Annotated in this window: 32 protein-coding genes; 17 read left to right on the plus strand and 15 right to left on the minus strand. The window is 68.8% G+C overall.

Translation table 11 applies throughout. From position 1 onward, the window contains the following. Positions 1–38 precede the first annotated feature (38 nt). From ACFCQI_RS00700 to ACFCQI_RS00730, 7 genes are all read left to right on the plus strand, one after another. Entirely contained in the window at positions 39–593 is a 555-nt protein-coding gene (locus tag ACFCQI_RS00700; RefSeq protein WP_395119421.1) for an N-acetylmuramoyl-L-alanine amidase, read from the plus strand. Positions 594–623: 30 nt separating this feature from the next. Further along, complete coding sequence (locus ACFCQI_RS00705) at positions 624–1,460, plus strand: helix-turn-helix transcriptional regulator (protein WP_395119424.1); 837 nt, start codon at positions 624–626, stop codon at positions 1,458–1,460. Positions 1,461–1,544: 84 nt separating this feature from the next. Then, positions 1,545–1,682: a hypothetical protein gene (locus ACFCQI_RS00710; RefSeq protein ID WP_395119426.1), complete on the plus strand. Its 138-nt coding sequence runs from the start codon at positions 1,545–1,547 to the stop codon at positions 1,680–1,682. Positions 1,683–1,795: 113 nt separating this feature from the next. After that, positions 1,796–2,806 carry a saccharopine dehydrogenase NADP-binding domain-containing protein gene (locus ACFCQI_RS00715; RefSeq protein WP_395119428.1) on the plus strand — a complete coding sequence of 337 codons (1,011 nt, stop codon included), beginning with the start codon at positions 1,796–1,798 and terminating at the stop codon, positions 2,804–2,806. Positions 2,807–2,859: 53 nt separating this feature from the next. Beyond that, positions 2,860–3,741, plus strand: a complete 882-nt coding sequence (locus ACFCQI_RS00720) for an acyl-CoA thioesterase (RefSeq protein ID WP_395119430.1) — start codon at positions 2,860–2,862, stop codon at positions 3,739–3,741. Positions 3,742–3,777: 36 nt separating this feature from the next. Further along, positions 3,778–4,170 (plus strand): hypothetical protein, encoded by a 393-nt coding sequence (locus ACFCQI_RS00725; RefSeq protein WP_395119432.1) that lies wholly within the window; start codon positions 3,778–3,780, stop codon positions 4,168–4,170. Positions 4,171–4,199: 29 nt separating this feature from the next. Further along, positions 4,200–4,907 (plus strand): arginyltransferase, encoded by a 708-nt coding sequence (locus ACFCQI_RS00730; protein ID WP_395119434.1) that lies wholly within the window; start codon positions 4,200–4,202, stop codon positions 4,905–4,907. Between the two features lie 104 nt (positions 4,908–5,011). Here ACFCQI_RS00730 and ACFCQI_RS00735 read toward each other — a convergent pair whose 3' ends face one another. Both ACFCQI_RS00735 and purT read right to left on the minus strand, forming a co-directional pair. Continuing rightward, positions 5,012–6,532: an FMN-binding glutamate synthase family protein gene (locus ACFCQI_RS00735; protein ID WP_395119436.1), complete on the minus strand. Its 1,521-nt coding sequence runs from the start codon at positions 6,530–6,532 to the stop codon at positions 5,012–5,014. Between the two features lie 68 nt (positions 6,533–6,600). Beyond that, entirely contained in the window at positions 6,601–7,782 is a 1,182-nt protein-coding gene (gene purT / locus ACFCQI_RS00740; RefSeq protein ID WP_395121412.1) for a formate-dependent phosphoribosylglycinamide formyltransferase, read from the minus strand. Positions 7,783–7,921: 139 nt separating this feature from the next. On the opposite strand from purT, the gene ACFCQI_RS00745 reads away from it, so the two are divergent. Genes ACFCQI_RS00745 through ACFCQI_RS00755 form a run of 3 tightly spaced genes read left to right on the plus strand, consistent with a single transcriptional unit; the run spans position 7,922 to position 9,791 of the window. Continuing rightward, positions 7,922–8,797, plus strand: a complete 876-nt coding sequence (locus ACFCQI_RS00745; RefSeq protein ID WP_395119438.1) for an SPFH domain-containing protein — start codon at positions 7,922–7,924, stop codon at positions 8,795–8,797. 3 nt (positions 8,798–8,800) lie between these two features. After that, entirely contained in the window at positions 8,801–8,992 is a 192-nt protein-coding gene (locus ACFCQI_RS00750; RefSeq protein WP_395119440.1) for an Arc family DNA binding domain-containing protein, read from the plus strand. 25 nt (positions 8,993–9,017) lie between these two features. Next, entirely contained in the window at positions 9,018–9,791 is a 774-nt protein-coding gene (locus tag ACFCQI_RS00755) for a type II CAAX prenyl endopeptidase Rce1 family protein (protein ID WP_395119442.1), read from the plus strand. Positions 9,792–9,794: 3 nt separating this feature from the next. Here ACFCQI_RS00755 and ACFCQI_RS00760 read toward each other — a convergent pair whose 3' ends face one another. Together ACFCQI_RS00760 and ACFCQI_RS00765 are read right to left on the minus strand one after the other, a co-directional pair. After that, entirely contained in the window at positions 9,795–10,208 is a 414-nt protein-coding gene (locus ACFCQI_RS00760) for a hypothetical protein (RefSeq protein ID WP_395119445.1), read from the minus strand. 55 nt (positions 10,209–10,263) lie between these two features. Beyond that, a complete protein-coding gene (locus ACFCQI_RS00765; RefSeq protein ID WP_395119447.1) occupies positions 10,264–10,641 on the minus strand; it encodes a DUF423 domain-containing protein in 378 nt (125 codons plus the stop codon). 82 nt (positions 10,642–10,723) lie between these two features. Here ACFCQI_RS00765 and ACFCQI_RS00770 point away from each other — a divergent pair, with 82 nt between their 5' ends. Beyond that, on the plus strand, positions 10,724–11,338 hold the full coding sequence (locus tag ACFCQI_RS00770; protein WP_395119449.1) for an SCO family protein: 615 nt from the start codon (positions 10,724–10,726) through the stop codon (positions 11,336–11,338). Further along, entirely contained in the window at positions 11,335–11,811 is a 477-nt protein-coding gene (locus tag ACFCQI_RS00775) for a copper chaperone PCu(A)C (RefSeq protein ID WP_395119451.1), read from the plus strand. Before ACFCQI_RS00770 ends, ACFCQI_RS00775 begins: the two co-directional genes overlap by 4 nt. Before the next feature lie 10 nt (positions 11,812–11,821). Here ACFCQI_RS00775 and ACFCQI_RS00780 read toward each other — a convergent pair whose 3' ends face one another. From ACFCQI_RS00780 to ACFCQI_RS00810, 7 genes are all read right to left on the minus strand, one after another. Next, positions 11,822–12,685 (minus strand): cytochrome c oxidase assembly protein, encoded by an 864-nt coding sequence (locus ACFCQI_RS00780; protein ID WP_395119453.1) that lies wholly within the window; start codon positions 12,683–12,685, stop codon positions 11,822–11,824. A 120-nt stretch (positions 12,686–12,805) separates the two neighbouring features. Then, entirely contained in the window at positions 12,806–14,722 is a 1,917-nt protein-coding gene (locus ACFCQI_RS00785) for a Gldg family protein (RefSeq protein WP_395119455.1), read from the minus strand. A gap of 3 nt (positions 14,723–14,725) precedes the next feature. Further along, positions 14,726–15,460, minus strand: a complete 735-nt coding sequence (locus ACFCQI_RS00790; RefSeq protein WP_395119457.1) for an ABC transporter permease subunit — start codon at positions 15,458–15,460, stop codon at positions 14,726–14,728. Next, on the minus strand, positions 15,457–16,401 hold the full coding sequence (locus ACFCQI_RS00795; protein WP_395119459.1) for an ABC transporter ATP-binding protein: 945 nt from the start codon (positions 16,399–16,401) through the stop codon (positions 15,457–15,459). The genes ACFCQI_RS00790 and ACFCQI_RS00795 overlap by 4 nt, the downstream gene beginning before the upstream one ends. Positions 16,402–16,593: 192 nt before the next feature. Next, a complete protein-coding gene (locus tag ACFCQI_RS00800; protein WP_395119461.1) occupies positions 16,594–17,961 on the minus strand; it encodes a polyketide cyclase in 1,368 nt (455 codons plus the stop codon). Between the two features lie 202 nt (positions 17,962–18,163). Continuing rightward, positions 18,164–18,805 (minus strand): response regulator, encoded by a 642-nt coding sequence (locus ACFCQI_RS00805; protein ID WP_395119463.1) that lies wholly within the window; start codon positions 18,803–18,805, stop codon positions 18,164–18,166. 122 nt (positions 18,806–18,927) lie between these two features. Continuing rightward, entirely contained in the window at positions 18,928–20,151 is a 1,224-nt protein-coding gene (locus tag ACFCQI_RS00810) for a sensor histidine kinase (RefSeq protein ID WP_395119465.1), read from the minus strand. A 195-nt stretch (positions 20,152–20,346) separates the two neighbouring features. Here ACFCQI_RS00810 and ACFCQI_RS00815 point away from each other — a divergent pair, with 195 nt between their 5' ends. The 5 genes from ACFCQI_RS00815 (at position 20,347) to ACFCQI_RS00835 (ending at position 23,480) form a co-directional block, all read left to right on the plus strand. Further along, positions 20,347–20,964, plus strand: coding sequence for a GNAT family N-acetyltransferase (locus ACFCQI_RS00815; protein ID WP_395119467.1), 618 nt, complete (start codon positions 20,347–20,349; stop codon positions 20,962–20,964). Continuing rightward, a complete protein-coding gene (minC, locus tag ACFCQI_RS00820; RefSeq protein WP_395119469.1) occupies positions 20,961–21,722 on the plus strand; it encodes a septum site-determining protein MinC in 762 nt (253 codons plus the stop codon). The genes ACFCQI_RS00815 and minC overlap by 4 nt, the downstream gene beginning before the upstream one ends. A gap of 51 nt (positions 21,723–21,773) precedes the next feature. Continuing rightward, a complete protein-coding gene (gene minD / locus ACFCQI_RS00825) occupies positions 21,774–22,589 on the plus strand; it encodes a septum site-determining protein MinD (protein WP_395119471.1) in 816 nt (271 codons plus the stop codon). A gap of 5 nt (positions 22,590–22,594) precedes the next feature. Further along, a complete protein-coding gene (minE, locus tag ACFCQI_RS00830) occupies positions 22,595–22,891 on the plus strand; it encodes a cell division topological specificity factor MinE (RefSeq protein WP_395119473.1) in 297 nt (98 codons plus the stop codon). A 91-nt stretch (positions 22,892–22,982) separates the two neighbouring features. Next, entirely contained in the window at positions 22,983–23,480 is a 498-nt protein-coding gene (locus ACFCQI_RS00835; RefSeq protein ID WP_395119475.1) for a hypothetical protein, read from the plus strand. Between the two features lie 33 nt (positions 23,481–23,513). Here the strand turns inward: ACFCQI_RS00835 and chaB are convergent, their stop codons facing one another. The 4 genes from chaB to ACFCQI_RS00855 all read right to left on the minus strand — a co-directional run bounded on the left by chaB (position 23,514) and on the right by ACFCQI_RS00855 (position 25,722). Continuing rightward, positions 23,514–23,741 (minus strand): putative cation transport regulator ChaB, encoded by a 228-nt coding sequence (chaB, locus tag ACFCQI_RS00840; RefSeq protein ID WP_395119477.1) that lies wholly within the window; start codon positions 23,739–23,741, stop codon positions 23,514–23,516. 100 nt (positions 23,742–23,841) lie between these two features. Further along, positions 23,842–24,417: a DNA-3-methyladenine glycosylase gene (locus tag ACFCQI_RS00845; RefSeq protein WP_395121413.1), complete on the minus strand. Its 576-nt coding sequence runs from the start codon at positions 24,415–24,417 to the stop codon at positions 23,842–23,844. A 7-nt stretch (positions 24,418–24,424) separates the two neighbouring features. After that, a complete protein-coding gene (locus ACFCQI_RS00850; RefSeq protein ID WP_395119479.1) occupies positions 24,425–24,886 on the minus strand; it encodes a carboxymuconolactone decarboxylase family protein in 462 nt (153 codons plus the stop codon). Positions 24,887–24,891: 5 nt separating this feature from the next. Further along, complete coding sequence (locus tag ACFCQI_RS00855; RefSeq protein ID WP_395119481.1) at positions 24,892–25,722, minus strand: isocitrate lyase/phosphoenolpyruvate mutase family protein; 831 nt, start codon at positions 25,720–25,722, stop codon at positions 24,892–24,894. Between the last annotated feature and the right edge of the window lie 5 nt (positions 25,723–25,727).

Here is a 25,727-nt window from a genome sequence, read left to right on the forward strand (position 1 = left end):
CGTTTCCGGCTCCGGCCGCGCCATGCGAGACTTGGCCGATGTCCCTGACCCTCCACGACCAGCCGCTGCCCTACGTCGACCGGCTGCCCGAGCGCCCGGCCGAGGCCATCGAACTGGTGGTGATCCACTGCACCGAGCTACCCGACCTGGCCATGGCCCGCGAATACGGCGAACGCGTGCTGCATCCGAGCGGCACCGGCAACAGCGGCCACTACTACATCGACCGCGACGGCACGATCTGCCGCTACGTGCCCGGCACGCGCATCGCCCATCACGTACGTGGGCACAACGCGAATTCGATCGGCATCGAGCTGGTGAACACGGGCCGCTACCCCGACTGGTTCGACTCGCGCCGCCAGACCATGACCGAGCCCTACCCCGCCGCGCAGATCGACGCCCTGCTTGCCCTGCTGACGCAGTTGCGCGCGGCGTTCCCGAACCTGCGCCGGATCGCCGGCCACGAAGACCTGGACACCGACCTGATCCCGGCCAGCGACGATCCCGCGCAGCAGATCCGTCGCAAGCTCGACCCCGGCGTGCGCTTCCCGTGGGACGCCATCGTGCCCGCCTGCGGCCTGCAACGGCTGCGTTAGACTGCGAACCAGCCTCCCCCGGCCCAGGCCATGTCGGAATTCACCGTCCAGCCGCTGCTGCAAACGCCGCTCGTCGCGGCGCACGACGTGCATTGCCGCGGCGAGTGCCGTCATCGCAGCGCGGAGGAATGCGCGGCCGCGACGCACCTGGTGTTTCCGTATCGCGGCCTGTTCCTGCGCCACGTCGGCAGCACGCAGTCGGTGGCCGATGCGAACCACGTGCTGCTGTTCAATGCCGGCCAGAACTACCAGGTCAGCCATCCGGCGACTGGTGGGGATGCCTGCCTGTCGCTGTCGATCGCGCAACCGCTGCTGCGCGAGCTGGCGCCGACCGACCTGCTGCAGCGTCGCGACGAACCGGTATTCCACGGCCAGTCGCTGCGCATCGACGAACGCGCCCAGGTGCTGGTGGCACTGCTGCGCCACAGCCTGCGCCACGGCAACATCGAGCCACTGGAAGCCGAGAGCCTGGCGCTGACCCTGGTCTGCCGTAGCCTCGGCCCTCGCACCACCCATGCTCCCGGCGCCAGCCACGCGCGCCAGCGGCTGGTGGACCGGGCCAAGCTGCTGCTGGCCAGCGACCTCACCCGGCGCTGGACGCTGGCCGAGATCGCCGCGGACATCGGCGGCTCGCCGGTCTACCTCACCCAGGCCTTCCAGCAGGTCGAAGGCATGCCGCTGTACCGCTATCACCTGCGCCTGCGGCTGGCGCATGCGCTGGACCGGATCGCCGATTGCGAGGACGTCGCCGCCCTGGCGCTGGACCTCGGCTTCTCCAGCCACAGCCACTTCAGCGCCGCGTTCCGCCAGGCTTACGGCCGCACGCCCAGCGCGTTCCGCCAGGCCGCGCTGACGCGCGCATCGTGAGTCGCTAAAGATCCTGACAGCCGCGCCTGCCGCGGCATGGTCTCCTGCGCTTGCCCGATCCCGGGCAGCCCACGGAGAATCCCCATGAACGAGAAAACCTGCGCCGCCTGCGACTACCCGCTGGACCACAACGCGATCGAAGTGACCATCGGCGGACGCACCGTCGAAGTGTGCTGCGAGGAATGCGCGCAGAAGCTGCGCGAGGCGGCAGCGCAAGCGTGAGCGGCGAAGTCCCCCTCGCCACAGGATCGGCGCCCCTCGGGGCGCCGATCCGCCGCCGAGAAACGCCCCGGCGGGATCGCCGACATGACCCGGAAACTCCCGAGAACTACCTGATGAGCAATCGTCGCGTCGCCGTGTACGGCGCCTACGGCCATACCGGCCGCTTCGTGCTGGACGAGCTTCGCCGGCGCGGTTTCGTGCCGGTCGCCTGTGGCCGCGACGCGTCCCGGCTGCAGCAACTGGCTGCGACCACCGGCGTGGAAGTGCATGCAGCATCCGTCGACGATCCCGCGGCATTGGACGCCGCCTTCGCCGGCACCGCCGCCGTGCTGCATTGCGCCGGGCCGTTCCTCGACACGGCGGGGCCGGTGCTGGATGCCGCGTTGCGCGCACGCATCCACTATCTGGACGTGGCGGCGGAACAACGCGCCGTGCTCGATACGTTCGCACGCGATGCGGCGGCGAAAGCCGCTGGCGTGACCGTGCTGCCGGCGATGGCCTTCTACGGCGGCCTCGCCGACCTGCTCGCCAGCGCCGCGCTCGGTGGCGCCACCGATGCGGATGCCGTGGACGTCGCCGTGGCGCTCGACGGCTGGCATCCCACCCGCGGCACCCGCATCACCGGCGAGCGCAATCATTACCCGCGCACCTGCATCGAGCACGGCCGCAGCCGCACCGTGCCCGACCCCGCGCCGCTGCGCGAGACGGATTTCCCGGCCCCGTTCGGACGACTGGAAACCGTGCTGCTGCCCTTGTCCGAGGCCGTCGTGCTGCCACGGCACATCACCTGCGGCGACCTGCATTCATGGATGAACCTGGCTCCGCTGCGCGACCTGCGCGATCCGTCCACGCCGGCACCGGTGGCCGCCGACGGCAGCGGGCGTTCCGCGCAGCGGTTCGTGGTCGACGTACGCGTACACCGAGACCAGCGCCGCCTGCGCGCCGTTGCCAGCGGCCGTGACATTTATGCGGTGACCGCGCCGCTGCTGGTGGAGGCGTTGCAGCGCATTCTGGACGGCCGCGTCAGCGGTACCGGCGCACTCGCCCCGGGCCAGGCTTTCGACGCCCGCGACTTCCTGGCCGCGCTCGATCCCCGGCAGATCGCCGTCACCTTCGACCGCTGAACGGGGATCGCGGGGCGCCGCCGCTATACTGGCGCCCCCTGCAAGGATCCCCCATGAGCGAAGACCACGTCGCCGAACTCGTCGAACTGCTGCAGCTCGAACGGCTGGAAGACAACCTGTTCCGCGGCCAGAGCCGCGACATCGGCACGCGTTTCGTGTTCGGCGGCCAGGTGCTGGGGCAGGCCTTGTCGGCGGCGCAGCAGACAGTGGACCCGGCGCGCGAGGCGCACTCGCTGCACGCCTATTTCCTGCGCGCCGGCGACATCCGCGCACCGATCGTCTACAACGTGGAACGCACCCGCGATGGCGGTTCGTTCTCCTCGCGGCGGGTGGTGGCGATCCAGCACGGCCAGCCGATCCTCAACGGCTCGATCTCGTTCCAGCTCGCCGAGCACGGCGTGGAGCACCAGACCTCGATGCCCGAAGTGCCCGCGCCGGAAGACATCGAGCCGATGCATCCGCTGCCGGCCGACGAACTGGCGCGGCTGCCGGTGAAACTGCAGCGCTGGCTCGGCATCGACGGCCCGTTCGAGTTCCGCCAGGTGTGGCCGCGCGACGAGATGCACCCGGTCAAGCGCCCGCCGATCCAGCACATCTGGTTCCGGCTCACCGCGCCGATCGACGATTCGCCGATCCTGCACCGCGCCCTGCTGGCGTACGCGTCGGATTTCCACCTGATCGGCACCGCCACCTTGCCGCACGGCATCTCGTACATGACCCAGAACGTGCAGATGGCCAGCCTCGATCATGCGCTGTGGTTCCATCGCCCGTTCCGCGTCGACGAATGGCTGCTGTACTCGTTCGACAGCCCCACCGCGCAGGGTGGGCGCGGCCTGGCGCGCGGGCAGATCTTCAGCCGCGACGGCGCCCTGGTCGCCTCCAGCGCGCAGGAAGGGCTGATCCGCGTGCGCAACGGCGTGGCCGGGGACGACTGAACGCCCGGTTCAAGGCTGTTCGCGTAAACTTCCCGCATGCGCCAGATCTATACCTCCCCCCGCCCGGAAAACATCGATTCGGTGGTCGCCCTGATGGCCGAGCACGGCATCCAGGCGACGGTGTCCAATCGCTCCAACTACCATCGGCGCGGCTGGCAGCGGCACAGCTATTCGCCGCGCCGGCAGGATCGCAGCCAGTGGCCGCAGGTGTGGATCACCCACGCCGACGACTACAGCCAGGCGCGCAAGCTGCTGATGGGCCTCGGCATCGAGCCGGTGATCCGCCACGGCGAGGAACTGGCTGCCACGCGCAACGCCTCGCCGCTGGAGCGCCGCGCCCGCATCGCCACCCGCGTGCGCCGCGTGCTGCTGCTGGCCGTGCTGGCGGTGTTCGCGGTGCAGATGCTGCGCTACCTGCGCGTGTTCTGAACCGGGCCGCACCGGCATAGAATCGGACCATGCGCCGCTCCGATCCCGTCCGCCTTTTCCAGACCCTGCCGCATGCCTGCGGCTACTACGCCGAGCGCACGGCGCAGAACCTGGTGCTGGACCCGGCCGCGCCGCAACTGGATCAACTTTACGGGCCGGCGCTGGAACGCGGCTTCCGCCGCGCCGGCGGCCACCTCTACTACCCGCATTGCCCGCAGTGCCACGCCTGCACGCCCTGCCGCATCGACGTGGAAAACTTCCGGCCGGATCGCGCGCAGAAGCGCTGCCTGAAGCGCAACGCGGATCTCACGGTGGTCGAATGCATGCCCGGCTACAACCGCGAGCGCCACGCGCTGTACGAGCACTACCTGCGCACGCGTCATCCCGGCGGCGGCATGGATGATGCCGACGCCAGCGATTTCCGCCGCTTTCTCACCGCGCCGTGGAGCCCCACGCTGTTCCTCGAACTGCGCCTGGGCACGCGCCTGCTGGCGCTGGCGGTGACCGACGTGTGCCCGAACGGGATCTCCGCCGTCTACACCTTCTACGACCCCGCCGAAACCGCGCGCAGCCTGGGCACCTGCGCGATCCTGCAACAGATCGAACTGGCCCGCCGCCGCGGCATGCCCTGGCTGTACCTGGGTTTCTGGATCGACGGCCACCCGAAGATGGATTACAAGCGACGCTTCAAGCCGCTGCAGATTCGCGGCACGGATGGCTGGCGCGATCTGGCGTAGGGCGGGCACTGCCCGCCGCTTCGCTGGCGGCAGAGGAGTGAGTGAAGAGGAGCGAGAAGTGAGAGAAAGCGGGATGACGCAGACTGGATGCTTTCTCTCACTCCTCACTTCCAACCTCTCACTTCTCGCTCCATCGGATACGGGTAGAGCTTTTCCAGCGGCATGGAGATGCCGTCGTCGCCGACCACGCGGCAATGGCTGCGGTCGAGCTGGCGCGGGTCCTCGACGCCGCAACTGTGCGCGATGATGCCCACCTCGTGCATCACGTTGCGGGCGTAGTTCGCCACCTTCTCGCACTTGTCGGTGACCACCAGGCCGCGCTGCAGCTTCGGGTTCTGCGTGGTGATGCCGGTGGGACAGGTATTGCGGTTGCATTGCAGCGACTGGATGCAGCCCAGCGCCAGCATGAAGCCGCGCGCCGAGTTGACAAAATCCGCGCCGGTAGACATCGCCCGCGCCACGTCGTAGGCGGTGATGCACTTGCCCGAGCAGATCACCTTGATGCGCTGGCGCAGGCCGCGCCGGATCAGCACGTTCACCAGTTCCGGCAACGCCTCGTGCAATGGCAGGCCGACGCCTTCCATCAGCGTCTGCGGCGCCGCGCCGGTGCCGCCCTCGGAGCCGTCGACGATGATGAAGTCCGGTGCGCTCTCGATGCCGCGCAGCTCGACCTCGTCGCACAGTTGCTCGATCCAGTCCATGCCGCCGAACACCGCCTTGAAGCCGGTCGGCTTGCCGGTGAGCTCGCGGATGTGCGCGATCGCATCCATCAGCTGCGCTACGTTGGCGATGTCCAGGTGGCGGTTCGGGCTCTGCGAATCCTCGCCGACCGGGATGCCGCGGATCGCCGCGATCTCCTCGGTCACCTTGGCGCCCGGCAGCAGGCCGCCCATGCCCGGCTTGGCGCCCTGGCCGAGCTTGATGCTGACCATCTTCACCTGCCTGTGCGCGCAGATCGCGAGCAGCTTGTCGTCGTCGAGCTTGCCGTCGCTGGTACGCACGCCGTACTTGGCGGTGCCGATCTCGAACACGAGGTCGCAGCCGCCCTCCAGGTGGTACGGCGCCAGACCGCCTTCGCCGGTGTCCATCCAGATGCCGGCCTTGGCCGCGCCGATCGACAGCGCACGCACCGCCGGCGCCGACAGCGCCCCGAAACTCATCGCCGAGATGTTGAAGAACGCGGCGTGATCGTACGGCTCGCGCGCGTACGGGCCGATGCGCACCGGCTTGGCATCCACATGGTGATCGCCCAGCGCCGGGAACGGTGCGTTGACGAAGAACGGCACGCCTTCGGCGCGCAGGTCGCGGGTGGAGCCGAACGCGTTGGTGTTCTCGGCGTTTTTCGCGGCGCGATAGACCCACACGCGCTGCGCGCGGTTGAACGGCAGCTCCTCGCGATCGCTCGAATACAGGTACTGGCGAAAGAACTCGCCCAGGTGCAGGAACCAGTAGCGGAAGTGGCCGATCACCGGGAAGTTGCGCAATACCGCGTTGGCGGTCTGGTTGCGGTCGATCACCCATGTGGCCATCAGCACCAGCACCGCAACCGCCAGCAGCATCAGCGCCAGCAGCGCGAAGGTCTCCACCAGTACCACCAGCCAATGCGAAAAACCCGTCGATTGCATGCCGCCTCTCCCCCGTCGTCATCCGGTGCGATGCCGCAAGCGTAACCCAACGGCGCGCACCGCCTGGCTCACAGCTCGATGCGCAACGCCTCTTTCGCGCGCACCGCCTTGGCCACTGCCGCCTCCAGCGTGCCGGCGCGCGCCAGCGTCACCGCCATGCGCCGGCGGCCCTTCACCTCCGGCTTGCCGAAGATGCGCAACTGCGTGTCCGGCTCGGCCAGCGCCGCGGCCACGCCGTGGTAACGCGGCCCCGTGCCATCGCCTTCGACCAGCACTGCGCACGAGGCCGACGGTCCGTATTGGCGGATCACCGGGATCGGCAGGCCGAGGATCGCGCGCGCGTGCAGCGCGAACTCGGAAAGCTCCTGCGAGATCAGCGTGACCAGGCCGGTGTCGTGCGGCCGCGGGCTGACCTCGGAGAAGATCACCCGATCGCCCTTGACGAAAAACTCCACGCCGAACACGCCCCAGCCGCCCAGCGCGGCGGTCACCGCCGCAGCCTGCCGCTGCGCCTCGGCCAACGCGGCTTCGCTCATCGGCTGCGGCTGCCAGGATTCGCGATAGTCGCCGTCCTCCTGGCGATGGCCGATCGGTGCGCAGAAGCTGACGCCATCGACGTGGCGCACGGTGAGCATGGTGATCTCGTAATCGAAATCGACGAAGCCCTCGACGATCACCCGGCCCTTGCCGGCGCGCCCGCCGGACTGCGCGTACTCCCACGCGTGCTGCAACTCGTCGGCACTGCGCACCACGCTCTGGCCCTTGCCGGACGAACTCATCACCGGCTTGATCACGAACGGGTATCCGATCGCGGCCGCGGCCTCGCGGTACCGGGCCTCGTCGTCGCAGAAGCGATACGGCGAGGTCGGCAGCTGCAGCTCCTCGGCCGCCAGCTTGCGGATACCTTCGCGGTCCATGGTGAGCCATGCCGCGCGGGCAGTCGGGATCACCCGCTGCCCTTCCTCTTCCAGCGCGAGCAGGGTCGGCGTGTGGATCGCCTCGATCTCCGGCACCACCAGGTCGGGCCGCTCGGCCTCGATCACCGCACGCAGCGCGGCGCCGTCGAGCATGTCGATCACGTGGCTGCGATGGGCGACCTGCATCGCCGGCGCGTCGGCGTAGCGATCCACCGCGATCACCTCCACCGCGTAGCGCTGCAGCTCGATCGCCACCTCCTTGCCCAGCTCGCCGGCGCCCAGCAGCAGCACGCGCAGCGCGTGGTCGGTATGGGGCGTGCCGAATGGCTTCATCGGGTTCTCCGGTGCGGGCAAACCGGCATTGTATGCGGCCACGCGGGGCGTCCGGCGGCGGCGTTCGCGGCATGCCGGAAGTTCGCTTGCATCAGATATCATTTTGATATCTAATTTTCCCACCTCAGGGAGACTGCTCATGAACGAACATCAAGGTTTTTCGGTCGCCGGCATTCCTTTCGTCGGCTTTTGCCTGGTGCTGGCCGGCATCGGCGTGTGGCTGGTGCTCGGCGCCATCCACGGCCAGCCGGACGCGCCGCCGCTGGCGCGGTTGCTGGGCGGCGCGCTGCTGCTGGCGATCGACGGCTTTCTGCTCAAGGGCTTCTTCCAGGTCGCGCCGAACGAGGGCCAGGTGCTGCAGCTGTTCGGCAAGTACGCCGGCACCGTGCGGGTCGAGGGCCTGCGCTGGACCAACCCGTTCTACTCGCGCCAGCGCATCTCGCTGCGCGTGCGCAACTTCGAGAGCGGCAAGCTCAAGGTCAACGACAACGACGGCAATCCGATCGAGATCGGCGCGGTGGTGGTGTGGCAGGTGCTGGATACCGCCGAGGCGGTGTTCTGCGTCGACGATTACGAGGACTTCGTGCACATCCAGAGCGAATCCGCGCTGCGGCAGATGGCGCAGAGCTACCCCTACGACGCCCACGACGATGGCAAGCCCTCGCTGCGCAGCCACGGCGAGGTGATCAACAACCACCTGCGCGACGAGATCCAGGCGCGGCTGGAGAAGGCCGGCGTGCAGGTGATCGAGTCGCGCATCAGCCACCTCGCCTACGCCCAGGAAATCGCCCAGGCGATGCTGCAGCGCCAGCAGGCCGGCGCGATCATCGCTGCGCGCACCCGCATCGTGGAAGGCGCGGTCAGCATGGTCGGCATGGCGCTGGAGCAATTGCGTGCGCAGGGCGTCGTGGAACTCGACGAGGAGCGCAAGGCGACCATGGTCAGCAACCTGCTGGTGGTGCTGTGCGGCGAACGCGGCACCCAGCCGGTGCTGAACACCGGCACCTTGTACTGACCCGTGGCCGGCGAAAAAAAAGCCTACCCGCTGCGCATCAGCGCAGCCGTACTCGACGCCATGCAGCGCTGGTCGGACGACGAACTGCGCAGCGTCAACGCCCAGATCGAGTACGTGCTGCGCGAGGCATTGCGCAAGGCCGGCCGGCTCAAGGCCGGCCCGATCCGGCCGACGCCGGACGACGACGCAGACTGACCCCACCCATCCCCGAAGCCTGCCCATGCCCACCCATCCGACCAACCTGTCGGCCAGCGGCCCGCACCTGAAGCTCGCCGTATTGTTCGGCGTCGCCGGCGCGTTGGCCACGCTGGCACTGATGCCTTATCTGCTGGCGCTGGTGCCGACGCAGCTCACCGCACTGCACTGGCCGCTGCCGGCCATCGTGCTGACGCAGGTGGGAGCGACCGGCGTGCTGTGCTGGTTGCTCGGCTGGGCGGGCCTGCGCCTGGGCGCACCGTACGGACTCGACGCACCGTGGCTGCGCGCCTGGGTATATGCGCAGCCGCGCGATCCGGCGCGGCGTTCGCGCTGGTTGCTGGCCGCGCTGCTCGGCGTACTCGCGGCGCTGGGGGTGATCGGCGTGTCGCTGCTCGGCCCGCAGCCGGCTCACACCGGGACGGTCATCGCGGCCTGGCGCGGCGCGCTGGCATTGCTCTACGGGGGCGTCGTGGAGGAAGTGTTGTGCCGCCTGTTCCCGATCGGCGCCATGGTGTGGATGCTGGCGCGCGGCAACGGACGCGTGGCGCGGCCGTGGATGTTCATGCTGGCAATCGTGCTGGCCGCGCTGCTGTTCGGCGCCGGCCACCTGCCCGCTGCGCACACCGCCGGCATGCTCGGTACCCCACTGCTGGTGGCGCGCATCGTGCTGCTCAATGCCGTAGTCGGCATCGTCAGCGGCGGCCTGTTCTGGAAATACGGACTGGAGCACGCGATGCTCGCGCACTTCTGCGCCGACGTGGTGCTGCACGTGACCCTGCCGCTGATCGGCACCTGACGATCAACGCGTGTCGGCGCTCACCGCCTGCAATTGCGGCAGCTTCAGCAGGCGCACCTTCGGATGTTGCCCACCCGTCACGAACAGCCACGGCCCCTGCAGCACGATCGATTGCACGGGCGGCACGCCGTCTTCGGCGCCGAGGCGTTGCAGCGGCCGGCCGTCGCGGGCGTCATAGACGACCAGCTCGCGCGTCTGCGGATCGACCACCAGCAGCCAGTCGTGTCCGGCACCCTGCCAGTGCACCAGCTGGTTTGCCGTGGGAAGTTCCGTCGTTTCATCGGACGCCGGCAGCCACGACCACAGCAGGATCGCCCACAGCACGACGAGCAGCACGATGCCGGGCCGGCGCAGACGCTGCAGCAAGCGCCCGGGCCACGCGGCCGTGTCGGATGAATGCCGAAGGGCGATGCGCATGTCCATGCCGCCACCATCGCCGTCGACGATGACCGCCGCATGACACTTGCCGAAACTATTCGTGACGCGGACGCAGCGCCCAACCCAGCGCCAGCCAGCCGATCACGAAGGCCAGCCCGCCGAACGGCGTGATGATTCCCGTCCAGCGCGGCGCACCGAGCGCCAGCGCGTACAGGCTGCCGCTGAACAGCACGATGCCGACGGCAAACGCCACCGTCGCCACGCGCGCGCCGCGGCCGTGACCGAGCGCCACGGCGAGCGCCAGGGCCAGCGCGTGCCAGGCGTGATATTCCACCGCGGTATGCCACAGCTCGACGGCACGGGCGTCCAGCATGCCCCGCAAGGCATGTGCGCCGAACGCGCCCAGCAGCACCGCGCTGGCGCCGGCGAGACCGACCAGCAAGGCAGTGGCGAGGTGGGCAGGTTGTCGCATTGGCGGTGAATCTCCCGCACCGTCGGCGCCGCGGCGCGGCCGGTGTCGTATGCTTGAACGGATGAAGCTGCAGGATTCTCGCATGAAGTCACTTCGCACCCGCCTTGCCGCCCTGCTTGCGCTGCTGGTTGCCGGCACGCTGCTCGCCGGTTGCCACGGCGCGACGCCGCTGCCGTTCCGCCTGACCGACCTCACCGGCCACATGCCGCAGCTCGAGTTCAACCTGACCAGTGACGAGAACAAGCCGGTGTCCGCCACCGACTATCGCGGCAAGGTGGTGCTGCTGTTCTTCGGCTACACGCATTGCCCGGACGTCTGCCCGCTGACCATGGCCCAGCTGCACGTGGTGATGAAGAAGCTCGGCGCGCAGGCCGACGGCGCACGCATCCTGTTCGTCAGTGTCGACCCGACGCGGGACACGCCGGCCGTGCTGCACGGCTACGTCAACGCGTTCGACAAACATGCGATCGGGCTCACCGGCGCACCGCGCGCGGTCGAGGCGCTGGTCAAGCGCTACCGCTCCGCGTTCACCCGCGAGCCGTCCGGCAAGGACGGCAACTACGAAGTGAGCCACAGCTCGGCGATCTACGTGTTCGACCGCGACGGCAACCCGCGCGTGTTGTACACCCCGGCCGACAAGCAGGATGACCTGGTACACGACCTGCAACTGCTGCTCGACCAGGGAGAACCGACATGAAGCACGCCCGCCTGTTTGCCCTGCTCGCCGGACTGTCGCTCGCTGCCGGCGTGCATGCCGCGGCCGCCGACCAGGTGCACGCCAGCCACGCCTGGATTCGCGTGTTGCCCGGCACGTTGCCGGCCGGCGGTTACGTCACGCTGGAAAACCGCGGCGACCAGCCGGTTGCGTTGACCGGCGCGCGCAGCACGGCATACGCGGAAGTGATGCTGCACCACAGCTCGACCCAGGGCGGCATGAGCCGCATGGCCATGGTCGAATCGTTGCCGATCCCCGCGCACGGCAGCGTCGTGCTGGGGCCCGGCGGCTATCACCTGATGCTGATGAAACCGGCCGCGGCGGTGTTACCCGGCAATCGGGTGCAACTGCAACTGCAATTCGACGACGGCAGCAGCCTGCCGGTCGACTTCGTCGCCCGCCCCGCCAATGCGCTGGGCGAGGAGGCCCCCGCGTCTGCCCATTCCGGGCACTGATTCAACCCGCTCAGTCGTGCGCGCTGCCGGCGATCACCGCCGGCGGCAGCGGCTTGCGCGGCAGGCGCCCGTTGCGTGACAACCGCATCCAGTGGCGCAGCGCGATCAGGCCGCCGACCGACTCGATCAGCGCCGCCGGCACCCAGGTGATCAGCCCGCCGACCATCTGCCCGGTCAGCACGTTGAAGGTAAACGCGCGGCCGCAGATCTCGAAGATCGGATAGAGGTCGGTGCGCGAGAACGTGATGATCGCGCCAGCCAGGATCTGCGGCGTCATGGTGATCGCCGGCGACAGCACGCGCATGCCTGCCACCATGCGACCCGGCGGATGCGGGCGGTGGTCGAGCACCAGCGCCCAGTAGGCGAAGCCGCTGAGCAGCATCGTCCAGTTCATGAAGCGGTACACGCGCCAGTCCAGCATCGCCAGCGTCTGCAGGCTAGGGATCAGCCAGATCAGCACGAACACCACGAACAGCACGGTGACGATCGTGGGATTCATCAGCACGCCCATCACCGACCGCCACGGCCACGACCGCTGCAACGGCCGCAGCCACCGCGCCCGCCACGCCAGCGGCAGGCCGGCGCGCAACGCACTGGCCGGATAGGCGATGACGATCAGCAGCGGCGCCAGGTGGTGCAACAGCAACTGCTGCAGGCGATGCATGAAGAACTCATGCTCGGCGTAGTAATCGAGATAGGTGTGCAGCGACAGGTAGATGATCGCCATGCCGATCCAGAACGCCAGCCGCCGGCTGGACGGCACCCTCAGGCGGCGGCTGCCGCGCCAGTACAGCACGCAGGCCAGCACGAACGTGGCCAGGAACAGCCACGAGAACTCCCACGGCACCACCCATTTCAACAGCGTTGCAATCACGATCGGCTTGCTTCCACGTCCGTCAGCACCGGCACGACCGGCGACCACCGCCCAGCATAGTGCGCCGCGCCGGCCCCGTCTGCCCTGCCGCGGACGGTCGCTTGCGGCAGATTGCCGCCATCAGCGTCGACGCCGGCTGTGGCGGGTGCGACGCCAGCCGTACAGCAGGCCGATCAGCACCACCAGCGCCGGCACCAGCACGATGTTGATCACCTTCACGCGCAGGCCCAGCGCGTCGATCTCGGCATTGAGCTGGTGCTGCACGTCGCGCAGCTCCTTGTTGATGGCGAGCTGGCGCTGGCGGAACTGCTCGATCTCGCGGCGCTGCTCGGGGGTGACCGTGCTCGACCGCGCACCCTTGGCCGGCTGCAGCTCGTCCAGCCGGCGGCGGGTGTCGGCCAGCTCCTTCTCCAGCTCCTGCTCCTTCTGCAGGAACTTCTGGTCGGCCACGTTGCGCAGCGCCTGCACCCGGGTGAACGGCCGCTGCGAGGTGGAGCGCGCGCGGATCGACAGCAGCGCCGACGAGCCGCTGAGGTTGTCGACCAGGTTGGTGACGAAATCACCGTTGTTGGCGAAGATGCGCACCATGGTCTGGCCCAGCACGGTCTGCGGCTCCACCCACAGACGATCGCTGAGCACGTCGGTGTCGGCCACCAGCACCACCTGTGCGTTGGCCGCCGAATGCGCACGGTGGCCCGGCTTGCCGGCGTCCTCGGGAAACGCGCTGACGAAGGTGCCACGCAACCGCGCCGCCAGCACGTAGTGCGCGTTGTCCGCCTTGTAGTCTTCGAGCAGGCTGGTCGGGTCGCTGCTGGCATCCATCACCCGCTGGGTCGGCGCCAACTCGGCGTCGGCACTGCTCTGCAGCAGCGGGACCAGCCGCGCGGTCGCGGTCCGGGTGAGGTCGAAATGGCCGATGCTGGAGACGTTGATGCGCTGCAGGCTGGCGGTCACCGGATCATTGCGGTTGAGCTCCTGGTCGCCCAGCCCGAGCATTGCCGGATGGTTGAGGCTGCTGCCGGCCAGCTCGATCTGCAGGCCGCGGCTGCGGTCCAGCACCACCTCGCGCGGCTGGTATTCCACGCCCCACGCGGCGAACAGGCGCGGCAGGTCCGAGGCGTGCGCAGGCAAGCCGCCGATGTCGGGCGTGAACGGTGCGGCGTCGAGCTCGGCATCGGGATCGACGAACACCACCAGGTGGCCGCCGCCCATCACGTACTGGTCGATCGCGTACTGCGCGGCCGGCTGCAGTTGCTTGGGGTGGATCAGCAGCAGCACCTTCAGGCGATCATCCACGTGCTGCAGGGTGGCGGCGTCGAGGGTCTTCAGCTCGAACAACTGGCCCAGCTGCTGCATCACCGCCCAGGGCTGCTCGCCCAGCGCCAGGTCGCCCTGCACCGGCAGCGAGCTGAGCACGCCGATCTCCGGCTTGCGCACCTGGTTCAGCTCGTACAGCAGCTTGGCGATGTCGTATTCGAGGAAGGCCTCGCGCGAGGGATCGAAGAACGCGATCGAGAGCGATTTTTCCGGCGTGCCGGCGTCCTCCGCACCACGCGCCTCGCCCGGCGCCATGGCGCTGCCGGCCAGTCCGAAGAACACCCGCTCGCCGTTGCTGCCGCCATTGGCGGCAATCAGCCCGCTGCCCTCGGCACCCGCCTCGTCGTCCGAATACGGCACCGGGTCGATCACGCGCAGGCGGATGCGCCCGTGCGAGCGCGCCACCATCTCCTGGAGCATCTCGTTGACGCGCCGCTCGTAGCTGCGCAGCTTGGGCAGGTCGCGCGTGGCGTGCTCGGAGAAGTACAGGGTCAGCTGCAGTGGCCGTTGCAGGCTGTCCACGATGTGCCGCGTGCCGGGCGTCAGCGTGTAGAGCTGGTCAGCGGTCAGGTCGATCCGCGTGGCATGCAGCCAGCGGCTGCTGGCCACCACCAGCGGCACCAGCACCAGCACCAGCGCCACCAGGCCGGCGTACAGCCAGCTGCTGCGGGTCAGGCGCAGCGGCGTGGTGAGCAGGCGGGGCAGGCGCAGGCGCGGCATCGTTCAGCGCGTCCGCTTGAGGTCGAGCAGCAACACGCCGGCGACCAGCCAGCCCAGCGTGCTGAGCACGAAGTACAGCAGGTCGCGCAGGTCGAGCACACCGCGCGAGATCGCCTCGAAATGACGCAGCATCGAAAGGTGCGCCACGGCGTTGATGAGGCGCCGCGGCAGCGCGCCCTGGAAGAAATCCAGCACCTGCGGCTGCCCGGCCAGGATCAGCAGCACGCAGACCAGCGCGGTGAGGATGAAGGCCACCACCTGGCTGCGCGTCAGCGCCGACAGGCAGGCGCCGATGGCGATGAAGTTGCCGGCCATCAGCCAGCTGCCCAGGTAGCCGGCCAGGATCACGCCGTTGTCCGGCGCGCCCAGGTAGTTGACGGTGATCCAGATCGGAAAGGTCAGTGCCAGCGCCAGCCCGATGAACAGCCATGCGGCGAGGAACTTGCCGAGCATCGCCTGCCACAGCGTCAGCGGCAGGGTGAGCAGCAGTTCCAGCGTGCCGCCCTTGGTCTCCTCGGCCCACATGCGCATGGTGATCGCCGGCACCAGGATCAGGTACAGCCACGGGTGCATCACGAAGAACGGCTGCAGGTCGGCCTGTCCGCGCTCGTAGAAATCGCCGACGTAGAAGGTCAGGATGCCGGCGAGCACCAGGAAGATCACCAGGAAGACATAGGCCACCGGCGTCGCGAAGTAGCTGCCCAGCTCGCGCCGCACCACCGCGTTGACCGGACTCATGCCGCCACCCCGCGGCCGACTTCCTCACCGCTGGTGATCTGGCGGAACACCTCGTCGAGGCGGCCGCGTTCGAGCTGGATCTCGGAGACTTCAAGCCCCTGCTCTTGCAACAGCCGCTCGACCGGTTCCAGGATGCGCTCGCCCGGCTTGGGGAACACCGTGACGCGACCGTCCAGCGGATCGATCTCCACTCCGGCCACCTGCGGCAGCCGGCCCAGCATTTCCTGCGACATGCCGCTGCCCGGCGCACTGAACGATACCGCGCCGTGATAACGCGAGCGCGCCTCCAGCTCGGCGGGCGTGGCATCCGCCAGCAGCTTGCCGCGGGCGATGATCACCACCCGGTTGCACAGCGCGTGCACTTCTTCCAGCAGGTGGGTGGAGATCAGGATCGTGCGGTCGCGCGCCATCATGTCGATCAGCTGGCGCACCGCGTGCTTCTGGTTCGGGTCGAGGCCGTCGGTGGGTTCGTCCAGCATCAGCACCGGCGGGTCATGCAGGATCGCCTGGGCCAGGCCCACGCGTCTGCGCAAACCCTTGGACAGCGTGTCGATGCCCAAGCCGAGCACCTCGTCCAGCTGCAGTTGCTGCACCACCGCATCCATGCGCCGATAGCCCGCCTCGCCGCGCAGCCCGCGGATGCGCACGATGAATTGCAGGAACTCGCGCACGGTCATCTCGCCGTAGCTGGGTGCGCCCTCGGGCAGATAGCCCAGCGCGCGCTTGGCCTTCAGCGGTTCGCGCATCGCGTCGTAACCGCACACCCGCGCGCTGCCGGAGGTCGGCACCAGGAAGCCGGCGATCATGCGCATGGCCGTGGACTTGCCCGCGCCATTGGGTCCGAGCAGCCCCAGCACCTGGCCCGGCTCGACGCGGATGCTCAATGCATCCACCGCCGTGAGGTTGCCGTAGCATCGGGTGAGTTTGTCGGTTTCGATCATGTCCGCGAGCGGGCTGTGGCCGGGCTGGCGACGCGCTGGCCGCCGGCCAGTCGGGGCGCCGGAGTGTCCCGGCAATGTACCGCAAGAGCGCCGCGACCGCGCGCACGTCCGGCGTGCAGTCGCAGGGGCGCCCAAGAAAAAGGCCCTTTCGTCACGAAAGGGCCTTCATCGAACAGCTGCCGTGCGCCAGGTTTATTCGGCGGCAGTGGCAGCCGCAGCCGGTGCGCTGGAGGCGGCCGGTGCGGGCGCCGAACCTGCGGCCGCCGGTGCACCGTTCTGCTCGGGCGGAAGCAGGCCTGCTTCCTGCTCCGGCGTCTGTGCCGGCGCGTCGAGCAGCGGCAGCGACACCTGGTGGCGTGCGTAGCTGGTGATCGCACCGGTGGAATCCCTCACCTCTGCCGCGACCACGATGTCGTAGGGCGGGTTCACGGTGCTGTCGAACTTGTAACCGTGGGTCTGCGCGTAGGCGGTGAGCATCTTCACGGTCTGCGGCACGCCGTTGAAGGTGCCTTCCCAGATGCCCTGCAGCGTGGAACCGCCGAAGGCCATCATGCCGCGCACATCGCCTTCCACCACCAGATTGCCGAAGCGGTCGCGGGTGCCGGCCGTGGCGGCGGCCGCGGCGGCGGCTGCGGCGGAAGCGGACGGCGCCGGCTCGGCGGCGGCGGTCGCGTCCAGCGTGGGCGCGACGGGAGCGGTCAGCTGCTCGCTCTGGCCGTTGATGGTCAGCGTGCTGGAGTCGATCGGCAGGGCCACGTCGAAATCGAAATCCGGATCGCCGTAGTTGGTGATGAACAGGATCGCCGGGCCGGTCACGTTCACGCCCAGCTTCTTGGCCTGCGCCTTCAGCTCGGTCTGCGACTGCGCCAGGATGTCGTCGAGCACTTCGGAGCCGCCCTTGCTGCGGTCGATGTGACGCGTGACGAACAGCACCGGGGTCGGCTGCGACTGCGCGATCTTCGGCATCAGGCCGCTGTAGTCGACGTTGGCCACGCCGGCCAGCACGTTCTGCAGGTTGTTCAGGCTGAACTGGATGAACGAGTCCGGATCGCCGTGGATGTACAGGTTCGCGAAGCGGTTGATCAGGTTCCAGCCGTACTGCACGTCGTACGACCAGGTGATCTGGGTCAGGCGGCCGTGACCCTGGCGCTCGAGATCCAGCGTGAAATGCTTGTCCAGACCGCGCCAGTTGTTGTCCAGGTTCCAGACGATGGTCGCATCCTGCGTGTTGTTGTCGATCTGGTCGAACTGCGGCGTGGCGCTGGCGATGGTCAGACCGCCGTCACCCAGCTTGGGGTCGGTGCTGGTCCAGCTGATCTCGGAACCCGGGCCATACGCCTTGCCGGAGAACTTGAACTGCACGCCGCTGTCCTGTGAACGGAGCACGGAGTAATCCGGGAAGCGCCGGAAATTGTTCAGCAGGTCGTACACCTGGCGCATGTCCTTGCCGACAACCTGTGAGCGTTCGACGTGCCCGCTGGAGGGCATGACCACCGCCGCCACCACGCCAATCACCGCGACGATGACCAGGGCAACCAGAAATTCAAAGACACGCATCATTCCAGAGTTCTCCGAAGCGTCTTTACGCCATACCTTGAGTGTGCCCCAACAGCTGCGCGGGCCCAGGGGGCAGCAGCGGGGGTCGGCAAACGCCGAAGCCGCCGATGTTACTTGCTCGCGGGCTTGAACGCCATCCGCCCGCAGAGGCTCCCGCCGCGGCCGCGAAGGCAGCTCCACCCAAGGCGCGCAACCCCGCCGGAGCTCATACGATGCCCAGTTCCAGCGCCTTCAGCACGGCCCGGGTGCGATCGCGCACGCCGAGCTTGGAAAGGATGTTGGAGACGTGGTTCTTGACCGTGCCCTCGGCCACCTTCAGCGAGTTGGCGATCTCCTTGTTGCTGTAGCCGCCGGAGAGCAGGCGCAGGATCTCCGTCTCGCGCTCGGTCAGCGGGTCGGGCTGTTCGAGGCTGGTGAACTGGTTCTGCATCCGCGCCACGCCGGCCATCAGGCGCTGGGTGACCATCGGCGCCACCAGCGAGCCGCCGGCGGCGACGGTGCGCACGGCCTCGACCAGCTGCTCCAGCGAGACGTCCTTCAGCAGGTAGCCGCGCGCGCCGGCCTTGAGGCCCTGCAGCACCAGCTGGTCGTCGTCGAAGGTGGTCAGGATGATGGTCGGCGGCAATTCGTTGCGCGCCGACAGCGCCTGCAGGACTTCCAGCCCGCTCATGTTCGGCATGCGCAGGTCCAGCAGCATCACGTCGGGCTTGATCCGCGGCACCTCCAGCACGGCCTGCGCGCCGTCGGCGCACTCGGCCACCACGCGGATGTCCTCGGCCAGGTCCAGCAGCGAACGGACGCCCTGCCGCACCAGGTTCTGATCGTCGACGAGACAGACGGAAATCATCGGGGATCCTCGGTCATGGGTGACTGGCGGCTGGCTGGGTGGTGCCCCTGGGGAAGCGCCGTATTGTTGCACGGCTTCCGCCGCGGGCGACCGCGCCTGCACGAGGGCTGCCGCCGAACCACTTACGAAACATCCAGCGCCGGCGGCTCGAACCGCGAGGGCGTGTGCGCCAGCGCAGCCTGCTCGCCCAGTGGCAGCCGCACGGTCAGCGCAAAGCCTCGGCTCAGGCCGGCATCCAGCGACACGCTGCCGCCGAACTCGGCCAGGCGCTCGCGCATGCCGGACAGGCCGTTGCCTTCGGCCACCTGGTCGGCGCCGCGACCGTCGTCGCGCGCGTGCAGCCCCAGCTGGCCGGCCTCGGCGTAGGCAAAATTGAGCCACAGGTTGCGCGCGCCCGCGTGTCGCGCGGTATTGGTGACGATTTCCTGCGCGCAGCGCAGCAGCACCTGGGCGCGCTGCGGGTCCTCCACGCTGAAGCGCGGCGGCATCGCCACGTGCACGTTCAGGCCGGGCACGCCCTCGGTGAGGCCGCGCAGCGCCTGGGTCAGGTCGATCGAGTCGTCCTGGCGCAACTCGCTGACCACCTCGCGCACGTCGGCCAGCAGCAGCTTGGCCGTGCTCTGCGCCTTGCGCACGTGCGCCGCGGCCGCCTCGTTGGTGAGGTGGCAGGCCACTTCCAGGTTCAGGCTGAGCGCGGTGAGATGGTGGCCGATCAGGTCGTGCAGGTCGCGTGCGATGCGCATGCGCTCGGCGATCCGGCTCGATTCGGCCAGCAACGCCCGCGTGGTGCGCAGCTCGGAGTTCAGGCGGCGCTGCACGTCGCTCTGCTCGGCCTGCTGGCTGGTCGCCAGCGAGGCGATGTAGGTCAGCGCCGAGATGCCCAGGTAGATGCTGGTCTGCAGGAAGGCCAGTCCGACGCTGTGGTCGTACTCGGGGAAGTTGACGAACACCGCGACCAGGCTGAGGTTCTGCAGCACGATGCACAGCACGCCCAGCCACACCGGCAGCAGCCACGGCAACGCCACCGCGCTGATCGCCATCAGCATCGCCGACAGGCCGCTGTGGCTGTACCAGCCCACCGCCATCGCGAAGAAGCTCATCGCCACCAGCCCGATCAGGCGCAGCCCCTGGTAACGGCGCTGGCCGAGGTTGCTGGTGACCACCCAGTACAGAAGGCCGAACAGCAGGTAGCACAGCGTCCACATCAGCAACGCGAGGTTGGGCCGATGCAGCAGGCTCACCCGTTCGGCCGCCCAGCTGGTGATCAGCGGGGTACCCACGCACAGGTAGGTGAACAGGCCGGCGTAGCGCAGCAGCCGCACGTGGTTGAAGTTGGACAATTGCATGCCCGGCATCATAGGGGAGCGCGCCACGCGCGCAATGCGCGGGAAGTCACGCCCGGCCAGGCCTTGCCGGCACCGCTTTACGCCGGTTTTACATGTTCCCGGCTTGATGCCAGCGTGACAGCCGCATGGCATAATGCGCCGTCCGGGAGCCGCACCGTCGACTCCTGTCCCGATTCCACCATTGCGGAGCAACGAATGGCCCTTGCCATCCGCGACGTGCGCGAGCACGACCTGGATGCCGTGCTGGCGCTCAACAACGCCGCCGGTCGCTCCATCCTCACCCTCGATGCCGGCCAGTTGCGCTACTTCTTCGAGCACGCGAACTACTTCCGCGTCGCCGAGATCGACGGCCACATGGCCGGTTTCCTGATCGCCCTGCGCGAAGGGCTCGACTACGACAGCCCGAACTACCGCTGGTTCGCGGCGCATTATCCGCAGTTCGTCTACATCGACCGCATCGTGATCGCCAACGCCTACCGGCGCCACGGGCTGGGCCGCATTTTCTACAGCGACGTGCACAGCTACGCCGAAGTGCGCGTGCCGCTGCTGACCTGCGAGGTGTTCCTGGAGCCGCGCGACGACGTGGTGGTGCTGTTCCACGGCACCTACGGCTTCCAGGAGGTCGACCAGCAAAAAATGGGGCCCGACGGCCCGCAGGTCAGCCTGCTGGCGAAGGACCTGCCCAGCTACGCCTACGTCCGCGACACCTGGCTGGAGCACGGCGGGCTGCCCGACACGGCGTGGCTGGCCGAGCGCGAGCTGCCGCACGACGACAGCGGCCAGCGGCGTATCGCCCGCGAGCGGCACGCATGAACGCCCGCGCCGAAACCAACGACGCCTGCGACCTGCGCTTCGGCCAGGTCGGCATCGCCTGCGTGCGCGTGCGCCGGGTCGACGCCGCCGCGCTGTGCGACGAACTCGAACGCCGCGTGCGCGCCGCGCCGCAGATGTTCGCCCGCGCCGCGGTAGTGCTGGACCTGAGCCACCTGTCGAGCCTGCCCGACGACGGCGCGGTCGACGCCCTGCTGGAGGCCGTGCGCAGCGCCGGCATGCTGCCGGTGGGCCTGGCCTACGGCACCAGCGAGACCGAGGCGCTGGCCAAGCGCATGGGCCTGCCGCTGATCGCCAAGTTCCGCGCGGCGTACGAACCGGCCGCGGCCGCGCCGGCGGCAGCCCAGCCGGCGCGCACCGAACCCGCGCCGCCGCCCGAACCGATCCTGTCCACCCCCGCCGCCGGCAACCGGCAAAGCACCGAGCACCACATCGGCACGGTGCGCTCCGGCCAGCAGGTCTACGCGCGTGACTGCGACCTGATCGTCACCGGCACCGTCGCCAACGGCGCGGAGGTGATCGCCGACGGCAACATCCACATTTACGGTGGCCTGCGCGGGCGTGCCATGGCCGGCGCGCAAGGCGACGAGAAGGCGCGCATCTTCGTCTCCGGCTTCCGCGCCGAGCTGGTCGCGATCGCCGGGCAGTACCGCGTGTTCGAGCAGATTCCGGCCGAACTCGAAGGTCAATCCGTGCAATGCTGGCTGGAAGGCGAAAAGCTGCTGATCGCCAGGCTGTGATCGTTCACCACGCATCCTGTACAACAAGAACAACCACGCGGAGATGGGCCCTTGACTGCTGAGATTATCGTTGTCACCTCCGGCAAAGGCGGCGTCGGCAAGACGACGACCAGCGCCTCGCTCGCCACCGGCCTGGCCATGGCCGGCAAGAAAACCGCGGTGATCGACTTCGACGTCGGCCTGCGCAACCTCGACCTGATCATGGGCTGCGAACGCCGCGTGGTGTACGACTTCGTCAACGTCGTGCACGGCGAGGCCACGCTCAAGCAGTCGCTGATCAAGGACAAGCGCTACGACAACCTGTACGTGCTGGCTGCCAGCCAGACCCGCGACAAGGACGCGCTGACCATGGAAGGCGTCGAGAAGGTGCTCGACGGCCTGTCCGCGGAGGGTTTCGAGTACGTGGTGTGCGACTCCCCCGCCGGCATCGAGAAGGGCGCCCACCTGGCGATGTACTTCGCCGACCACGCCGTGGTGGTGGTCAACCCGGAAGTGTCCTCGGTGCGCGATTCGGACCGCATCCTCGGCCTGCTCGCCAGCAAGACCCGGCGCGCCGAGAAGGGCGAGACCCCGGTCACCCAGCACCTGCTGCTGACCCGCTACAACCCGGCGCGCGTGGCGATCGGCGAGATGCTCAGCGTGAAGGATGTGGAGGAAATCCTCGGCATCGAGGTGGTCGGCGTGATCCCCGAATCGGAGAACGTGCTGACCGCCTCCAACAACGGCATCCCGGTAATCGTCGACGCCAACTCGCAGGCCGGCCAGGCCTACGGCGACACGGTGGCCCGCATTCTCGGCGAAGAGCGCCCGTTGCGCTTCATCGACGTGCCCAGGAAGGGCTTTCTCCAGCGCGTGTTCGGAGGTTGATCACGATGGGTATTCTCGATTTCCTGAAGCGCAAGCCCGAAGCCACCGCCACGGTGGCGCGCGAACGCCTGCGCATCATCGTGGCGCAGGAGCGCTCCACCCGCGGCGCACCGGACTACCTGCCGATGATGCGCAACGAACTGCTCGAAGTGATCAAGAAATACGTCCACGTCGACCTCGATGCGATCAACATCAACTTCGAGCGCGACAGCGGCCACGAGATCCTCGAACTCTCGGTCACCCTGCCGGAAGGCAAGCAGGCGGCCAAGGGCGAGAACAAGGACGAAGCCAGGACCGGCTGAGCCGCGGCCAGCCGGTTTTCATCATTCGACTGCCCGCCGGCACCCTGCCCGGCTCCACTCCGCCGCCAACGCACGCGCCCGGCGCACGACCATGCATCCCGACATCACGCGACCTTCCGGCGATCCGGCTCGCACCGTGCTGCGCATGGCCGACATCGGATTCGACGCGCCTGCGGCGCTGCTCGGCCGCTTCGGCCTGCACCTGCAGCGGGTGGCGGCGGGTGAACCGATTCCCGGCAGCTTCTGGGGCGAGGAGGAGGCCGGCATCATCGGCACCACCGTCTACGCCCGCGACGACACGCCGGCGCACTCGCTGCTGCACGAGGCCGGCCACCTGATCGTGCTGCCGGCGGACAGACGTCCGGACGTCCATACCGACGCCACCGATTCGATCGAGGAAGAAGACGCCACCTGCTACCTGCAGATCGTGCTGGCCGACGAGCTGCCCGGCGTGGGCCGCGAACGCCTGATGCGCGACATGGACGCCTGGGGCTATTCGTTCCGGCTCGGCTCGACCCGCGCGTGGTTCGAACACGACGCCGAAAATGCCCGCGAATTTCTCAAGGCGCGCGGCCTGCCGCACGCCTGACGCAAATCCCCGGCTCCGAACCCCGAATCCCGGCTACCTGGCGTGCCAGTTGCCGTCGCGGCCCTTCTCGTACTTCTGCTTGACCGCCGACCAGGCGACCTTGTGCGCCACTTCCTCGCGTGACTCGTCGCCGCGCCGCTCGTCCTTGTCGGCGTATTCGTCCCAGGCGCTGTTGAATGCTTCCTTGTAGATCTCCTGCGCGTGCCTGGGCAGGTGGTCGCGTACGGAATCGGGCAGGTTGCTGATGGAGGAATAAGGCATGGCCGCAGGCTCCGCAATGGATGGTGAGGCTGGGTACCGTGTACCGCGCGCGATCAACCTGCCGTCAATTCCATGTGGTCTGCGCGGCAAGCACCTCCGCTCAGCGACGCGAGACGTGCGGGTCGTTCGGCACGTACCAGCGCCACGGCTCGTCGACCGCGCGGGTGATGCCGACGCGCGGCGTGACCACCGGCGCGGCGGGCGGCGGCACGCCATCGTCGACGATGCTGAAGCCGCCGGCGCCGTCGACCAGGTCGATGCCGTCCTGCGCGCGGTCGATGCCCATCGCCTGGCACAGCCGCGCCGGTCCGCGGCACAGGTCGCGATCGCTGCGGCAGGCGGGGCGTGCGGCGCGCATCGCGGCCAGCCCGTCCAGCGGCGCCAGCGCGCGCAACAACACCGCCACGCCCTCGCCCTCCTCGCCGCAGACCGGGTTGCAGCACCAATGCATGCCGTAGGTGAAGTACACATAGAGCAGCCCCGGCATACCGAACATCGTCGCATTGCGCGCCGTGCGGCCGCGCCAGGAGTGCGCGGCCGGATCGGTCGGCCCGCAGTAGGCTTCGGTTTCCACGATGCGGCCGCTGCGGCCGTCGGCGTGCCGCAGCACCTTGTTCAGCAGTTCCGGCGCCACCGTGCGCGGGTCGCGCCGGTAGAATGCGCGCTCCAGCACCATGGCGCGATCAACCCGCCGGCTGCGGCTGGTAGTTGCCGACATCCGCGCGGAATCCGATGGCCAGCCGGTTCCAGCCGTTGATCGCGATGATCGCCAGGGTGAGATCGACCATGGCCTTGTCGTCGAACTGGGTGCGTACCTCGTCATACAGGGCGTCAGGCAGATCGTTCGTCGATACCAGGGTGACCGCCTCGGCCCAGGCCAGCGCGGCACGCTCGCGCGCCGAGTAGAACGGCGCCTCGCGCCACGCCGCCAGCACGTGCAGCCGCTGCTCGGTTTCGCCAGCGGCGCGCGCGTCCTTGCTGTGCATGTCCAGGCAGTACGCGCAGCCGTTGATCTGCGACACGCGCATCTTCACCAGCTCGATCAGCGAATGCTCCAGGCCGCTGCCGCGAACCTGGGCTTCCATCGCCAGCATGGCCTTGAAGGCGGCCGGCGAGGCGGTCCTGTAGTCGATGCGTCCACTCATTCCTGTCACCTCTCGTCAGTTCGAACCGGTTCGAACAGTTGCTGCGCGTCGGCGTAGCCGAAGTCGGCAACCAGTCCCTCGAAATTTCCGCTCTCGCGCATGCGCGCCAGCGCGTGATCGACGGCCGCCAGCGCCAGCGTGGTCAGCCGCGTGGCGGTGCTGACCCGGGCCACGCCGAGCCGGAAAAGCTCGGCCAGGCCGGGCATGCCGGCGCCTGCCGCCACGTTGACCGGCGCGTCGAGCGCGCGCACCAGCGCGGCCAGCGTGGCCGGATCGGCCAGTCCGATCGGATAGATGCAGTCGGCGCCCGCGGCGAGGTAGGCGCGGCCACGCTCGATGGCGTCGGCCAGGCGTGCGGCCGGCTCGGCGCCGTCATGCTGCATCCAGTGATCGACCCGTGCATTGATCACGATCGGCACCCCGGCCGCGTCGGCGGCCGTTCGTGCCGCGCGCACCCGCGCCGCCGCCGCGGACGCCTCGCGCAGCGGGCCGTGGCCCGGCATGCCGTCCTCGATGTTGATGCCGACGGCGCCCGCGGCAATCACCGACTGCACCGTCGCGGCCACCTCCGCCGGCGTCTCGCCGTAGCCGGTCTCGATGTCCACCGTCACCGGCACCTCCGCCGCGCGCACGATGCGGGCGACCGCCGCCAGCACCTCGTCCAGCGGCGCCTGCTCGCCATCGGCGTAGCCCAGCGACCACGCCACGCCGGCGCTGGTGGTGGCCACCGCGGCGAAGCCCCGCCGCGCGAACAGCCGCGCGCTGAGCGCATCCCAGGCGTTGGGCAGCAGCAGTACGCGGCTGCGGTCGTGCAGGCGCCGGAACGCCTGCGCCATGTCTG

The sequence above is a fragment of the Rhodanobacter sp. FW102-FHT14D06 genome (assembly GCF_043950705.1).
In the GTDB taxonomy this organism is placed as follows: Bacteria; Pseudomonadota; Gammaproteobacteria; order Xanthomonadales; family Rhodanobacteraceae; genus Rhodanobacter.